This is a genomic window from Dietzia sp. oral taxon 368 (assembly GCF_002999155.1).
Lineage (GTDB): Bacteria > Actinomycetota > Actinomycetes > Mycobacteriales > Mycobacteriaceae > Dietzia > Dietzia cinnamea.
This window is the reverse complement of the sequence record NZ_CP027238.1, coordinates 506477-520016: the sequence shown is the minus strand read 5'-3', so window position 1 is coordinate 520016 and position 13540 is coordinate 506477. Positions and strand designations below refer to the sequence as shown.

At 71.4% G+C, this 13540-nt stretch carries 14 protein-coding genes, 1 tRNA gene and 1 pseudogene; 11 read left to right on the top strand and 5 right to left on the bottom strand.

What is annotated here, in order from left to right:
- Positions 1-106: 106 nt before the first annotated feature.
- Positions 107-766, top strand: coding sequence for an ABC transporter ATP-binding protein (locus C3V38_RS02585; RefSeq protein WP_061229165.1), 660 nt, complete (start codon positions 107-109; stop codon positions 764-766).
- Complete coding sequence (locus C3V38_RS02580) at positions 763-2919, top strand: YhgE/Pip domain-containing protein (RefSeq protein ID WP_061229164.1); 2157 nt, start codon at positions 763-765, stop codon at positions 2917-2919. Before C3V38_RS02585 ends, C3V38_RS02580 begins: the two co-directional genes overlap by 4 nt.
- A gap of 48 nt (positions 2920-2967) precedes the next feature.
- On the opposite strand, the gene C3V38_RS02575 is transcribed toward C3V38_RS02580, so the two are convergent.
- The 3 genes from C3V38_RS02575 to C3V38_RS02565 are packed head-to-tail and all read right to left on the bottom strand — an operon-like array spanning position 2968 to position 6036.
- Positions 2968-3885, bottom strand: coding sequence for a siderophore-interacting protein (locus tag C3V38_RS02575; protein ID WP_061229163.1), 918 nt, complete (start codon positions 3883-3885; stop codon positions 2968-2970).
- Positions 3878-4936 carry an iron chelate uptake ABC transporter family permease subunit gene (locus tag C3V38_RS02570; RefSeq protein ID WP_061229162.1) on the bottom strand — a complete coding sequence of 353 codons (1059 nt, stop codon included), beginning with the start codon at positions 4934-4936 and terminating at the stop codon, positions 3878-3880. Before C3V38_RS02570 ends, C3V38_RS02575 begins: the two co-directional genes overlap by 8 nt.
- Positions 4933-6036, bottom strand: a complete 1104-nt coding sequence (locus C3V38_RS02565) for an iron ABC transporter permease (RefSeq protein WP_232303073.1) — start codon at positions 6034-6036, stop codon at positions 4933-4935. The genes C3V38_RS02570 and C3V38_RS02565 overlap by 4 nt, the downstream gene beginning before the upstream one ends.
- A gap of 63 nt (positions 6037-6099) precedes the next feature.
- Between C3V38_RS02565 and C3V38_RS02560 the strand changes: the two genes are divergently transcribed.
- Genes C3V38_RS02560 through C3V38_RS02550 form a run of 3 tightly spaced genes read left to right on the top strand, consistent with a single transcriptional unit; the run spans position 6100 to position 8363 of the window.
- Positions 6100-7035 (top strand): ABC transporter substrate-binding protein, encoded by a 936-nt coding sequence (locus C3V38_RS02560; protein WP_061229161.1) that lies wholly within the window; start codon positions 6100-6102, stop codon positions 7033-7035.
- Positions 7035-7877, top strand: coding sequence for an ABC transporter ATP-binding protein (locus tag C3V38_RS02555; protein WP_061229160.1), 843 nt, complete (start codon positions 7035-7037; stop codon positions 7875-7877). Before C3V38_RS02560 ends, C3V38_RS02555 begins: the two co-directional genes overlap by 1 nt.
- 48 nt (positions 7878-7925) lie before the next feature.
- Complete coding sequence (locus C3V38_RS02550) at positions 7926-8363, top strand: hypothetical protein (protein WP_061229159.1); 438 nt, start codon at positions 7926-7928, stop codon at positions 8361-8363.
- A 45-nt stretch (positions 8364-8408) separates the two neighbouring features.
- Here C3V38_RS02550 and C3V38_RS02545 read toward each other — a convergent pair whose 3' ends face one another.
- Entirely contained in the window at positions 8409-9026 is a 618-nt protein-coding gene (locus C3V38_RS02545; protein ID WP_061229158.1) for a response regulator transcription factor, read from the bottom strand.
- 128 nt (positions 9027-9154) lie between these two features.
- Between C3V38_RS02545 and C3V38_RS02540 the strand changes: the two genes are divergently transcribed.
- Positions 9155-9433 carry a WhiB family transcriptional regulator gene (locus C3V38_RS02540; protein ID WP_007634069.1) on the top strand — a complete coding sequence of 93 codons (279 nt, stop codon included), beginning with the start codon at positions 9155-9157 and terminating at the stop codon, positions 9431-9433.
- Between the two features lie 387 nt (positions 9434-9820).
- Here C3V38_RS02540 and C3V38_RS02535 read toward each other — a convergent pair.
- Positions 9821-9893: transfer RNA gene (locus tag C3V38_RS02535), tRNA-Gly, on the bottom strand.
- Positions 9894-10152: 259 nt separating this feature from the next.
- Here C3V38_RS02535 and C3V38_RS02530 point away from each other — a divergent pair.
- The 5 genes and pseudogenes from C3V38_RS02530 (at position 10153) to C3V38_RS02510 (ending at position 13467) form a co-directional block, all read left to right on the top strand.
- Positions 10153-10563 carry a YciI family protein gene (locus C3V38_RS02530; RefSeq protein WP_061229157.1) on the top strand — a complete coding sequence of 137 codons (411 nt, stop codon included), beginning with the start codon at positions 10153-10155 and terminating at the stop codon, positions 10561-10563.
- A gap of 69 nt (positions 10564-10632) precedes the next feature.
- Positions 10633-11475: pseudogene (locus C3V38_RS02525) on the top strand (RNA polymerase sigma factor); the annotation flags it as partial.
- A gap of 241 nt (positions 11476-11716) precedes the next feature.
- On the top strand, positions 11717-12013 hold the full coding sequence (locus tag C3V38_RS02520; protein WP_061229156.1) for a DUF3072 domain-containing protein: 297 nt from the start codon (positions 11717-11719) through the stop codon (positions 12011-12013).
- A 243-nt stretch (positions 12014-12256) separates the two neighbouring features.
- Positions 12257-12649, top strand: a complete 393-nt coding sequence (locus tag C3V38_RS02515; protein ID WP_129591154.1) for a hypothetical protein — start codon at positions 12257-12259, stop codon at positions 12647-12649.
- 125 nt (positions 12650-12774) lie between these two features.
- Positions 12775-13467 carry a DedA family protein gene (locus C3V38_RS02510; protein ID WP_061229154.1) on the top strand — a complete coding sequence of 231 codons (693 nt, stop codon included), beginning with the start codon at positions 12775-12777 and terminating at the stop codon, positions 13465-13467.
- The last annotated feature ends 73 nt before the right edge of the window (positions 13468-13540 follow it).

The following is a 13540-nucleotide window of genomic DNA, read 5'->3' as shown; positions in this document are numbered from 1 at the left end:
TGCACGCGAGAACCCCGACAACGCTGAGCCCGCCGAAAGCGCTGAGCCCCCCGAAAGCGCTGAGTCCCCCGAAAACGCTGAGCCACCTGAAGTCCCGGAACCAGCGGTGCGCGCTCGCGGCCTCGGGCTGGTGGGCGACCACGGCCGGGTCTTCGGCCCCCTGGATCTGGATATCGACCGCGGCGGAATCACCGTCCTGCGCGGCCACCCCGGCAACGGCCGCACATGCCTCCTGCTCACCCTGGCCGGTCGAATGGCACCCACCGAGGGGCGGCTCGAGGTGCTCGGTCACACGGGCAGTCGCGAGATCTTCACCCGGTCGGCGATCGCCGGATTCTCGGGCATCGACGAGCTGGACCCGGCGGTCACGGTCCGCACGGTCGTGGCGGAGCAGCGCGCGTGGATGAGCCCGTGGTGGCGCCCGCGTGGCCGCACCGGCCCAGCCCAACTCGAAGAGCTCCTCGGCCCGGTGTACGGGGACCTCCGCCTGCCCGGGCTGCGCACCTACATCGGAGACCTCACCGAACTGGATCGCCTGCTGCTGCGCATAGCGCTGGCCCGCTACGAGGGCACGCCGATACTCGTAGTGGACGACATCGAACAGGTCCGCGTTCCCGCGGAACGCGCACGAGCGCTGCAGCGCCTGGCCGAGATCGCCGACGCCGACCAGAGCACCGTCATCCTGTCTTCCGTGGACTCCCTGCCCGCGGGCTCGCCCGAGCACCACATGGTCACCGTCCCCGCCACCAAGGAAGGCCTCGCATGATCTCCGGACTGTCCATCGGCAGTGAGCTCAAACGCTTCGGCCGCGGACGGCTACCGCGAGTGGCGATAGTCGTGCTGGTGCTCATGCCCCTGCTCTACAGCGCCCTGTACCTCGCCGCCTTCTGGGACCCGTTCGGCCGGACCTCCCAGTTGCCGGTCGCGTTGGTCAACGACGACACCGGGACGCAGGTCGACGGCGAACCACTACGCGCCGGCGACCAGGTGGTGGACGAACTCCTGCAGAACGACCAGCTCGACTGGCGACTGGTCGACGCCGCCGAGGCCGAAGCCGGACTGTCCGATCACCACTACAACTTCGTGGTTCGCCTGACCCCGGAGTTCAGCGAATCCGTCGCCTCACCCACCGGGGACGACCCGCGGCAGGCCGCGATCACCGTCACCTACGACCAATCCGGCAACTACCTGTCCAGCCTCATCGGACGCAGCGCCACAGCCGAACTGCACAACGCGGTGGGCTCGGCCATCTCAGCGCAGGCCGTCGACAAAGTCCTCGTGGGTGTGCAGGATGCCGGCGCCGGGCTGCGCGAGGCCGCCGACGGTGCCGCGCAGCTCGACGACGGCGCGGGCACACTCGACGACGGCATCACCGAGCTGAGCGAAAAGTCCGCCGAACTGGACGCCGGCGCCCGCACCCTCGACCAGGGCGCCGCCACGCTCGCGGACGGCAACCACCAGCTGGCCACCAAGATCCACGAGGCCCGCTCCGGAGTCGACCAGCTGGCCGGCGGGATCGGCACTGCCGCCGACGGCGCGACGCAGCTCAACGAGGGCGTCCAGCGCCTCGACGGCGGAGTGCAGCGGCTCGGGAACGGGGCCGCGCAGGTCAGCGGCGGAGTCGACCAGCTCGCCGGTGTCCTGGATCAGCTCTCGCAGGCACAGAACGCCGCGATCGCCCCGCTGCGGCAGGCCGCCGCGCAGATGAGGCAGGTCGAGGCCACCACCGGCCTGGCCACCGCTCCGGGGTCCGCGGGATCGGGGAGCTCCGCCGGATCGGCCGGGGTACCGGTCTCCGTGCAGTTGGAGACCCTGGCCGACCAACTCGAATCGCAGGGCCTCGGCGCCGGCTCGTCGCAACTGTCGGACCTGCACCGGCTGCGCGACGGCGCCCGCGAGTTGTCGTCGGCACTCAACGACCCCTCCGGCGAGTTCCTCACCGGGATCAACGCCCTGGGCGCCGGCGCGGCGCAACTCGACAACGGACTGCAACGACTCGACACGGGCGCCACCACCCTCGTCGACGGCGTGCGCCAGCTCGACGAGGGCGCCGCACGCTTGGACGAGGGCGCGGCCACCCTGGCCGCGGGCACCGGCGACCTCACCGACGGCACCGGCCGCCTCGTCGACGGCACCAGCCGGCTCGCCGACGGCTCACACACCCTCAAAGACGGCACCGGCCGGTTGTCGAGCGAACTGGCCGCCGGCGCCGACCGGGTCCCGCAGTGGAGTGACCAGCACCGCGAGGACATGGCGCGCACGATCGGAGACCCGATCACACTCACGTCGATATATGACAACCCGGCGGAGACGTTCGGCTACGGGTTCGCCCCGTTCTTCGTGCCGCTGGCACTGTTCGTGGGCGGGATCATGATCTGGCTGCTGCTCACGCCACTCCAGCCGCGCGCCGTGGCCACACGGTTGCACCCGCTGCGGGTCGTGATGGCCTCGCTGCAGCCGGCGCTGCTGTTGGCGCTCGGGCAGGCGGTGGTGATTCTGCTGGTGCTGCGCTTCGGTCTGGGCATGACGCCGGTTCACCCGATGGGCGCACTGGCCATCATGGCGCTGTCGGCGGTGGCGTTCATCTCACTCATCCAGATGCTCAACGTGGTGTTCGGCCCGTCGGTCGGCAGAGTGCTGTCCATGGCACTGCTGATGCTGCAGCTGACCTCGGCGGACGGCATCTATCCGACCGCGGTCGAGCCCGCGTTCTTCCGCTGGATCCACCCGTTCAACCCCATGACCTACACCGTGCAGGGGCTACGGCAGACCATCATGGGCGGCAGCCCCTCGCAGATGTGGATTCCGGTGTTGGTTCTGACGTTGGTGACGGTGGGTGCGATCGGCATCAGTACATGGGCGGCGCATCGCAATCGTGTGTGGACGCTGGAGCGGTTGCACCCGCCGGTGGCCATGTAGCGCGGAGTTACTCCTCCGTCGTGATGAACTGGGCGAGCGACTCGGGGCCTATAGCGGCCCGCCGAGGCGCCAGTAGCCGGTGAACTGGACGCGGTCGGGCTCCTGGCCGCGGGCGAGGAGATGCCGGCGGACGGCCGTGACCATCCCGGACTCGCCGGCCACCCACGCGAACCCGGCGGGGAGCTCGACCGCGGCCATCGCGTTGATGAGCTCATCCGCCGAGCCGGGCGCCGCCGCCACCACCCGAACCCGGACGCGGTCGGCGTCGGCGGGGGAGACCGCGGGCAGAACCGTGCGGGGGAGGGCGGACGGGTCAGGCACCGCGGCCAGCACGTCGAGCGCCAACGTCGGCGGTCGCTCCTCGATCAGCCGGGCCAGCGCGGGCAGGGCGGTGGCGTCCCCCACGGCCAGCATCCGGTCCACCGCGGGAAGGGCCCGGCACACCCGCGGGCCGACGATCGTCAGCGCGTCACCCGGCCGGACCGACTCGAGCCAGCGCACGCCCGCGCCCGAGGCGTGGCGGACCAGGTCCACGGCGAGGGCGCCGTCTCGCAAGGACCGCACGGTGTACTCCCGCACCAGCGCGGCGCTGCCCGGTGGGTGGCCCAGCCCGCCACCCGGCGCGGGAACGGGGAGGGTGACCTCGCCCGTCACGGGATCGGGCAGGCAGAAGACCACGACGTCGTCGAAGGACGGGCTGCGCACGGCGGGCACGAGGCCGGTGTCGCCGGCCGCGGCGGAGGCGGTGGCGCATGCGGAGCTGGCGGCGGCGAACTCCCCGAGCTCGTCGCCCTCGAGCGTCACGCGCACCAGCTCGGGAGCGAGGGGTTCGACGGCGCGTACTCGGACCCGCCGCAGCGCGGTCGGCTGCCAGCTCTCCGCCCGGTGGGGGTTGCGCGGGCGCGGGGTCTCGCGGTCGGACGGGCGCCGTGCGGGTTTCTCGGACATGCCGGTCTGGTCAACCACGGCGACCCTCCCGCCACAACAGACCCAGGAAGAACAGCCCGCCGAGCACCACCGTCACCACGCCCACCGGTAGCGGCTGGGCGAACGCGTGCTGAGCCACGAGGTCGGAGGCCAGCAGCAGCACCCCGCCCAGCAGTGCCGCCGGCAGGACCCGATCACTGCGGGTGAGCAGCCGCGACAGGTGCGGAGCCACCAACGCCACGAACGAGATCGGCCCGGCCGTCGCCACGGCCGCCCCGGCCAGGACCGTGGCCGCCGCCAACAGGACCAGCCGCGTGGAGCGCAGTCGCACGCCCAGGGCCACCGCGACGTCGTCGCCGAGCGCCAGCGCGCGCATGGCCCGGGACCGACTCGCGATGACCACCGCGGCCACGAGCAGCACCCACGCCAGCGGCCAGAGCTCGGACCAGCCGCGACCCTGCAGCGAGCCGGTGAGCCAGATCTGGGCGGTCACGGCGCTGGCCACGAACCCCCTGGAGAGCAGGTGCGCCACGTACGCCATCGCCAGGGCGCCCAGGGCCACGCCGAGCAGGACCAGGCGGGCGCCGCTGAGCCCGCGCCACCACGTCAGGGCCAGGATGAACCCGGTGGTGAGCGCCGCGCCCGCGAGTGCGCCCGTGGCGACCTGCGCGATCCCGCCGCCCAGCACGAGGATCACCGTCGCCCCGCCCGCCGACGCGCCCTGGGTGATGCCGATGATGTCCGGGCTGGCCAGCGGATTGCGGGTGAGCGCGCAGAACAGCGCGCCCGACGTCGCCAGAGCCGCGCCCACCGCCAGCGCGACCAGCGCCCGGGGCAGGCGGCGTTCGTGGATGAAGAAGTTGGTGGTGCGGTCGGGTGCGTCGCCGAGCAGGGTCGCCACCGCGTCGGGGACCGAGATGATGAACTCGCCGATCACCAGCGAGGCGGCCACGAGTATGACGACGACGACGGCGAGGATCGCAGTGACCCACGCAGTGCGCAGGTGCAGCCGCACCGAGAATCGGCCGGCGGCGAGGAGGCGTTCGTCGCTGGGCAGGGCTGTTGCGGGGCGCGGTGCGGTTATCGTCATGCGACACCCACCCGTCGGCCCGCGGCCAGGTACGCCACCAGCAGCGGCGCGCCGATGAACGCCATGACCACGCCCGCCGGGGTCTCCGAGCCGCTCGCGATCACGCGGCCGACCACGTCGGCCACCAGCAGCAACGCCGGGGCCACCACAATGGACAGCGGCACCACCCGGATCAGGCTCGGGCCGACGAGACCGCGGACGAGGTGGGGCACGACCAGTCCCACGAAGCTGATGGGGCCGGCCAGCGCCGTGGCGGTCCCGGCGAGCAGTGCGACGGCGACGAGCGACCACACCCGCACCCACCCGGGGCGCACGCCCAGCGCCACCGCCGAGTCGTCGCCCAGGGCGAGCGCGTCCAGGCCGCGCAGGAGCAGCAGGGCGATCACCGCGCCCGCGACGACGAGCGGGATCACGCCGGTGACCTCGTCGATCGACCGCGCAGTGAGCGAGCCGACTTGCCAGAAGCTGTACGCCTGCAGGACGGTCTCGTCCAGCACGACGAACGTTTGGCTGAGACCGGACAGCACCGCTGCCAGCGCGACGCCGGCCAGGGTGAGCCGAACAGGGGAGGACGCCGCGAGCGCCGAGGTGCTGAGCAGGAGGATGATCGCGGACGCCACACCGGCGCCGGCCAGTGCGAACCACACCGTGGAGGCCAGGCCGAGGCCGCCGGTGAGCGTCGCTCCGGCGACCACCCCCAGCGCGGCGCCGGCATTGACGCCGAGGATTCCCGGGTCGGCGATCGGATTGCGGGTCATTGCCTGCATGAGCGCCCCGGACGCGCCGAGCGCCGCACCGCACACCAGCCCGAGCACGGTCCGGTTGGCCCGCAGTTCGCCGACGATCCCCACCACGCTCTGCGTGCCCTGGCCGAGCAGCGCACCCACCACCTCGGCGGGCGGGATCGGGCGGGCACCGATAGCGAGGCTGGCCACGACCGCGGCCGCCAGGGCCAGGACGGCCACGATCAGTCCGGGGAACAACCCGGCTCCGCGGCGGGGCTGCTGGCCAGCGCTTGCTGCCGGGGCGGCTGCCCGGTCGGCGGCCGGCACCGCGGGCCGTGCGTCGGCGTCGGAGTCGGGGAGAGGTCGTGGGGCCACGGTGGAACCCTAGACCAGACTCATTGTTAGGTGAGCCTTGCCTGTGTGGTTTGATCTGTAGTCATGACCAGAATCTCACGCCGGCGCCGCTCGGTGCCCGCCCTGATCGCCATGGCCCTCGCCTCTGCGGTGGCTCTGTCCGCGTGCTCCGGCAGCAGCGACACCGCCGAGGCACCTTCGGACGAGGCCTATACCGTCACCCACGCGATGGGCGAGACCGTGATCGACGGGACGCCCGAGAGGGTCGTCGTCCTCGACTCTCCGCACCTCGACGCGCTCGTCGCGCTCGGCCACACGCCCGTCGGGATCACCGAGTCCGGCGCCGGCTCCGGCGCCCCGCCGTACCTCGGTGACGTGGACGCCGAGATCGTGGGCCTGACCTCCGAGCCCGACATCGACGCGATCGCCGCCCTTGCCCCTGACCTCATCATCGGCGCCAAGGTCCGCCACGAGGCCATCTACGACGAGCTCTCCGGCATCGCCCCCACCGTGTACTCCGAGAACTCCGGCACCGACTGGCAGGAGCAGGCGCGGATCACCGCCGCCGCCGTCGGTGAGGACGAGGAGATGGAGCAGCTCATCGACGACCTCGACACCCACATCGCCGAGGTCGGCGAGCAGGTGGGCGCCGAGGGCACCACGCTGTCGATCGTCCGGTTCCGCCCGGACAACTTCCGCCTCTACGGACCCGAGACGTTCTCCGGCTCGATCCTGTCCCAGATGGGCTTCGACCTGGGCGAGCGCGAGTGGAACGAGTACTCCATGGCCGAGCTCTCCCCGGAGCTGTACGAGCAGATCACCGGCGACGTCGTGTTCTTCACCAACCCCGGCGGCGACCCGTCGGCGACGACCATGGCGACCGTGACCGGGCTCTGGGGCGACCTGCCCGCCGTGAAGTCCGGCCAGACCTACGAGGTCGAGGACGAGACCTGGATGGTCGGCATCGGCGTCCTGGGCGCCGGCGAGATCCTCGACGACGTCCAGGAGATCCTGGGCTGATGCGCCCCACCTCCCTCGACCGTGATGCCCGCGCCGGCGCCCAGCTCGAGCGCGGGCGCGGGCTCACGGTGGAGGGGGCGCGGCTCGCGTACGAACGGCGCGTCGTGGCCACCGACCTCGACCTGGAACTGCCCGAGGATGCGTTCACGGTGATCGTCGGCCCCAACGCCTGCGGCAAGTCCACGCTGCTCAAGGCCCTGGCTCGCGTGATCGCTCCCGGCGAGGGACGGATCCTGCTGGACGGACACGATCTGCACCGGCTGCGGACCAAGGCGGTCGCCCGCCGGATCGGGCTCCTGCCGCAGGGCGCCGTCACTCCGGAGGGGATCCGGGTCGACGACCTGGTGGCGCGTGGCCGGCACCCGCACCACAGCCCACTACGCCAGTGGAGCCGCGCCGACGACACCGCCGTGACCGCCGCGATGGCCTCCACCGGGGTGTCCGATCTGGCGACCCGGTTCGTCGACGAACTCTCCGGCGGCCAGCGCCAACGCGTGTGGGTCGCCATGCTGCTGGCCCAGGAGACGCCCATCCTCCTGCTGGATGAGCCCACCACCTACCTCGACATCGCGCACCAGTACGACCTGCTGGACCTGCTCCGAGACCAGCACGAGAGCGGTCGCGCGGTGATCGCCGTGCTCCACGATCTCAACCAGGCCGCCCGCTACGCGACGCACCTGGTCGTGATGAAGGACGGCCGCGTGGTGGCCACCGGCGCCCCGGCCGAGGTCCTCACCGCCGAGCTGGTGGAGCAGGTTTTCGGGCTCCCGTGCCTGATCGCCGCCGACCCGGTGACGGGAACGCCCACCGTGGTGCCGCTCGATCGGCGCAGGCGGAGCTGATCGCACCGCTACGCTGACCGGACCTCATCCGCTCACCCTGGGAGATTCATGTCCGCACTGCGCACGTCCATGGCTGCTGTCGGTGCCGCGATCGCGGCAGGCGTTGCGGGAAGTCTGATCGGCGCGGCGCCCGCCACCGCACAGCCGGCCGCCCCGCCGATCCCGCGGGGTATGCCGCAGGTGGTGACCGATGTGCTCGGCCCCCGGGACCCCGGGTTCTGGAACCCGGCGGTGAACGGCACCCGCGTCCTCACCCCGGTCGAGCCTGGTGTCGAGGTGGCGTGCGCGACGGGCTTCGAGCCGGTGATCTCGTGCTCGACGCTCGACATGCGCGACTTCACGCCGCAACGCAGCCTGGGGTTCATCGACGTGCCCACGCTCGGAGGGCCCGCACTGCGGATGTGGTTCGACTATCCGCGGTGGGGCGACGGCTCGACCGGGGACGTGAACCGGCGGGTGATCGAGTGGTGGGAAAGCAGGAACTGACGTCACCGACGGCGACTGACCCGCCGCAGACAGTCGTACCCGGCCCTACCGGTCGGGCTTGAGGCCGTTCTCGATGCCCCACGCGACCGCCTGCGCGCGCGTGGCCACGTCCATCTTCCGGTACGCCGAGCGCACGTAGGTTTTCACCGTGTTGAGCGAGAGGTAGCACTGCTCGGCGATCTGCTCGTTGGACAGCCCCTGCACGATCAGGCTGACCACCTCGGCTTCTCGGTGTGAGAGGCCGGCCTCCTTGGCGGGCCACTTGTCGGGACCCATGATCGGCAGGCCCGCTCCCGTCAGGGTGACGCGCTTGCCGGCGGCGATCTGCTCGATGCCACTCACCAGCTCGGGAGCGGTCAGGGACTTGGACAGGAACCCGTGGGCGCCCGCGTCGAGGCTGTCGCGCACCGCGGCCGGGTCAGAGGTGAACGAGTAGACGGCGACCGCCGCGATGGTCGGATCCTGCAGGAGCTTCTCGAGGCGGTCGTCCTTGCCCAGGGACGAGGCGAAGGAGTCGTATAGGGCCACGTCCACGGTGGCCGATCCGCTGGAGACCAGGTCCTTCTCCACCATCTCGATCCGGTCGGAGTAGGGGGCGAGAAAGGCGTTGACGCCGGCGACGACGACGAGGTAGTCATTGACCACTGTGACCTTGATCGGCATCCGCAGATCTTAGCAACGGGCTCTGAACGGCCACGCCCTGCTAATACACCCCTAGGGGTGAAGTGTGCCCGGGTGGACCCGGGAGACAATTCGACGTTGATCTTCCGCCATCTGCGACAGGAGCACGAGTGCCACGGTTCAGGAATCTGAAACCCACATCGGAGTTCTGGGCCTGGAGGGACGACGGAGCGTGCGTCGGCGACCCCGATCTTTTCTACAGTGCCGAGGACGAGCCAAAGGGCGTGCGCCGTCGCAAGGAGAAGGCGGCCAAGGAGATCTGCGCCCGCTGCCCGGTCCTCGAAACGTGCCGCAAGTTCGCGATCGAGGCGGGCGAGCTCTACGGCGTCTGGGGCGGGATGACCGAACTCGACCGGCACAAGCTGGCCGGGCGGCAGCGGACCGGCTGAGACTCCCGCCCCCGCCCCCAGTGGAGTGACCGTCGCGCGCTACGGCGGCATGCGCCTGAAAAGCCCCGGATCAGTGCGGCGATGGTGCGCTGATTATCACGCCGGATCAGGCCCGACAACTGATAACCAGATGAGCGCTGGGCCCACGATCCGCGCCAGGCGCGTCGATAGGTCGCACCTGCTCACGTTGTCCCAGGACGGGTCACGGAGAAGTCAGTGTCTGTGACCACTCGACGAACAGCGGGCGCCGGACGGGCAAGGGCTCGCGTATCTGGCGCGCGGGCGCCGAATCTCGTGTGCACGGCCCCCACACACCGGGCGCGCGGACCCCGCTAACGAAGAATGTCCCGGGCCATCGACGAACGATGATCCGGGACATTCACTCTGAGCGGATGACGAGATTCGAACTCGCGACCCTCACCTTGGCAAGGTGATGCGCTACCAGCTGCGCCACATCCGCATCGCATTCCGGCCCGCCGGGGCGTTCCGTGCTGCGAGAAAGAACAATAGCGCACGCCGTGGAGCGGTTCCACGCGGGGTCCCCGAGCGCGCCGGACGGGGTCCTCGAGCGCGTCGGACGGGGTTCACGATGGGGCCGATCGCGGGCCCGACCACGGCTGCGCTGCGCCCGCACCGCCCCGGATGTCGAAATCCGGCGGACGGTTCCGTCCCCCTCGTGAAGCGACCACACTGGGTCGCACAGCGTGAGGAGGACCATCATGGCCAAGTACCTGTTGCTCAAGCACTATCGCGGCTCGGCGCCGGAGGCGCCCACCTATCCACCGCTGGGCGAGTGGGCGCCCGAGGAGATCTCCGCGCACTTCGAGTACATGGAGGATGTCGCCAACCGGCTTCGAGAGAGCGGGGAGTACGTGGACTCCCACGCACTGTCGGAGTCGGGGACGTGGGTGCGGTACGACGGCGAGGGCAAGCCCCCGCTGACCGACGGCCCCTTCGCCGAGACCAAGGACCTCATCGCCGGCTGGATGATCATCGACGTGGCCGACTACGACCGTGCGGTCGAGCTGGCCGGCGAGCTGTCCGCGGCACCCGGCCCCGGCGGCGCGCCGATCCGGGAGTGGCTCGAACTGCGGCCCCTGCTCGCGGCGCCCACGGAGATGGAGGACTGACCGATCGTGGCCGGGCACGATGCCGTGGCCGGGCCCGGCTCACCGTCCGGCCCGGACCTGTAGGCGCTCATCCCGCAGGTGATCGGCGTCCTCGTCCGCCGCGGAGCCGACTTCGCCGCGGCCGAGGACGCCGTGCAGGACGCGCTCGTCGAGTCCCTGTGCAGCTGGCCCGCCGACCCGCCACGCGACCCCCGGGCCTGGCTGATCGCCGTGGCGTGGCGCAGGTTCCTCGACGCGGCCAGGTCGGAGTCGGCCCGTCGGCGCCGCAAGGACCTGGCGACGGCGGAGCAGGCGGTGACCTCGTCGTCGTCGTCGTACTCTCCGCTCGTCCCGGGTGACCGGGGCGGCGCGGGTAACCCGAGCGGCCAGGGCGACTGGCCCGACCGCGACGACACCCTCTGGCTCTACTTCCTGTGCGCGCATCCGGCGCTGCCGATGCCGTCGGCGATCGCGCTGACCCTGCGCGCGGTCGGCGGCCTGACGACGCGGCAGATCGCGCGGGCGTTCCTCGTCCCCGAGGCGACGATGGCGCAGCGCATCAGCCGCGCCAAGCGCACGCTCGACGGCCAGCGGCTCGACCGGCCCGGCGACGTGGCGACCGTCCTGCGCGTCCTCTACCTGGTGTTCAACGAGGGCTACACCGGCGAGGTCGACCCGGCCGCCGAGGCGCTGCGCCTGACCCGGCAGCTGTCGGCGGCGATCGACCACCCCGAGGTGCGTGGGCTGCTGGCGCTGATGATGCTGCACCACGCGCGCCGGGCGGCGCGGTTCGGGGGCGACGACGACGAGCTCATCCCCCTCGCCGAGCAGGACAGACGCCTGTGGGACGCGGATGCCATCGCGCAAGGGACCGCGATCCTGCAGGCGGCGCTCGCGCGCGATCAGCTGGGGGAGTACCAGGCGCAGGCCGCGGCGCTGGGTGGGCGACGGTCAGCGGGGCCCCTCCGGCCGCCGGCGTAGCCGCACACACTCTGGCGTCTGCGCGCAGCCGCTCCTGCGGATGGCGTCTCGCTCCCGGGGATGTGCGCGAATTCCGCAGCCGCCTCTGGCCATGGCGTCTGGCCTGCGCTTCGGGGCGCGCGAGACGCCATGGCCAGAGGCGGCTGTGCAGCGCTCGGTGGTCCGCTCATCCGGCCCGGCGTAGCGTGCGGGCATGACCGATTCCCAGCAGATCCCGAGCAGCGACAACGGACAGCGGAGCGGAGATTCCAGCGGCGAGACCCTCGGTGCGCCGGTCCCCGAGGGGCGGGCGGCCGGCGGTGGGTCGCTGCAGCGTGACCCCGACGACTGGGTCACCGGCGACGAGCCCATGACCGAGGCGCAGAAGAGCTACCTGGACACCCTGGCCCGCGAGGCCGGCGAGGAGCTCCCCGCGACGTTGACCAAGGCGGAGGCGTCCGAGCACATCGACCGCCTGCAGAAGGGCAACCCGCGCACCGACCGGGCGTAGGCGTCCCGCTCCGTGCAGCGCCACGCGCGGATGGCACCGACGCGGTGCTTTGAGGATCCGCGAGTGCGCGAAGGCTAATGCGGCTAACATTGTTGGTGGCCGTCAGGTGTGGACTCCTTGGCGGCGTCTACGTGAAGAGGATGCGAGGGGCCGGGCCCGCACGAGTCGCCCGGGTCACGCAAGTGGGTCTCGCCCACGGACTGAACAGGTTGTAAAATTCCGCTCAGAAGGCGGGTGGTCGCGATGACTGTTCAGAATCGGGTGATGTCGCAGAAGGCCGTGTCGGGAGATCGCGCGGAGCGTGCACTGCGAGAGCTCGACGACCCGCTGTTCGCCGACCTCGTCGTCAAGGAACTGCGTCGGCGCAGCTCGTTCACCGGCGTCGCCGGGCGAGATCCTCATCCGGCGGGGCGTCCTGTCAAACTCGACCACTTCGACCCGCGCCGCGCAGACGACATCGTCGCCGTGGTCAACCGGATGCTCGACGCCGGGCACGCCCCGGAGGCCGCCACCGTGTGGTGGACCACGCCGACCAGCTCGCTGCCCGGGCGGCGCGCGCCCATGGACCTACTGGGTCAGGACCACGCCGCGCTCCGCGAACTGGCCGCGGCCTACGTCACCGGCGCGGAAGTCTGACCACGACTTCTGTTGACGGCGGGGAGGTCTGACCGCGCCCGACCGGATCGTGATGCCGCAGGCCCGGGGGTGAGCTCGGCCGCGCGCGGCCGCTCCGACGTACCGCCGCGCCCTAGACTCCCCACATGATGGTTCTCGCCGCGTCGCCTCCGACCGACCCCTCCGCGGGGTACGACGGGTTCATCGGCTGGATCCTCTCACTCATGGAGACCCTCGGCGAGCTCGGCGTCGGTATCGCGATCCTGCTGGAGACCTTCCTGCCGCCCATCCCGTCCGAGGCCGTCCTTCCCGGCGCCGGCTTCCTGGCCTACGACGGCCGGATGAGCTTCTGGCTGGCCTGGGTGGCGGCGACCGCGGGTGCGCTGCTCGGCGCGTGGATCTGGTACGTCGTGGGCGCGGCGCTCGGCCGGGACCGCACCCGCCGCCTCGTCGGCCGGATCCCGCTGCTGGACCACGACGACTTCGACAAGTCGGAGGCGTTCTTCCAGAAATGGGGCGGCGTCGCCGTACTGGTGGGGCGCTGCGTCCCCCTCGTGCGGTCGTTCATCTCCATCCCCGCGGGCATCGAACGGATGCCGTTCGCGCACTTCAGTGCCTACACGCTCCTCGGGTCCGGCGTGTGGAACGCCATCTGGATCGGCGCCGGATACCTCTTCGGCCCCGCCATCAAGCCCGCGCTCGAGCAGTGGAGCGGCATGCTGTCCAACGCCGTGCTGGCGGTGATCGCGATAGCCTTCGTGTGGTTCGTGGTCAAGCGCGTGCGCCGACTCTCGCGGACGGCGATCGCCGAGAAGAAGTCGGTCGGTAGCGACCACTGAGCCGTGACCGCGCGTGGGCCGGACCGGGTGTCGTCCATCCGGCCCGGACGGCGCTCCGAATCCCCCGTGGTCG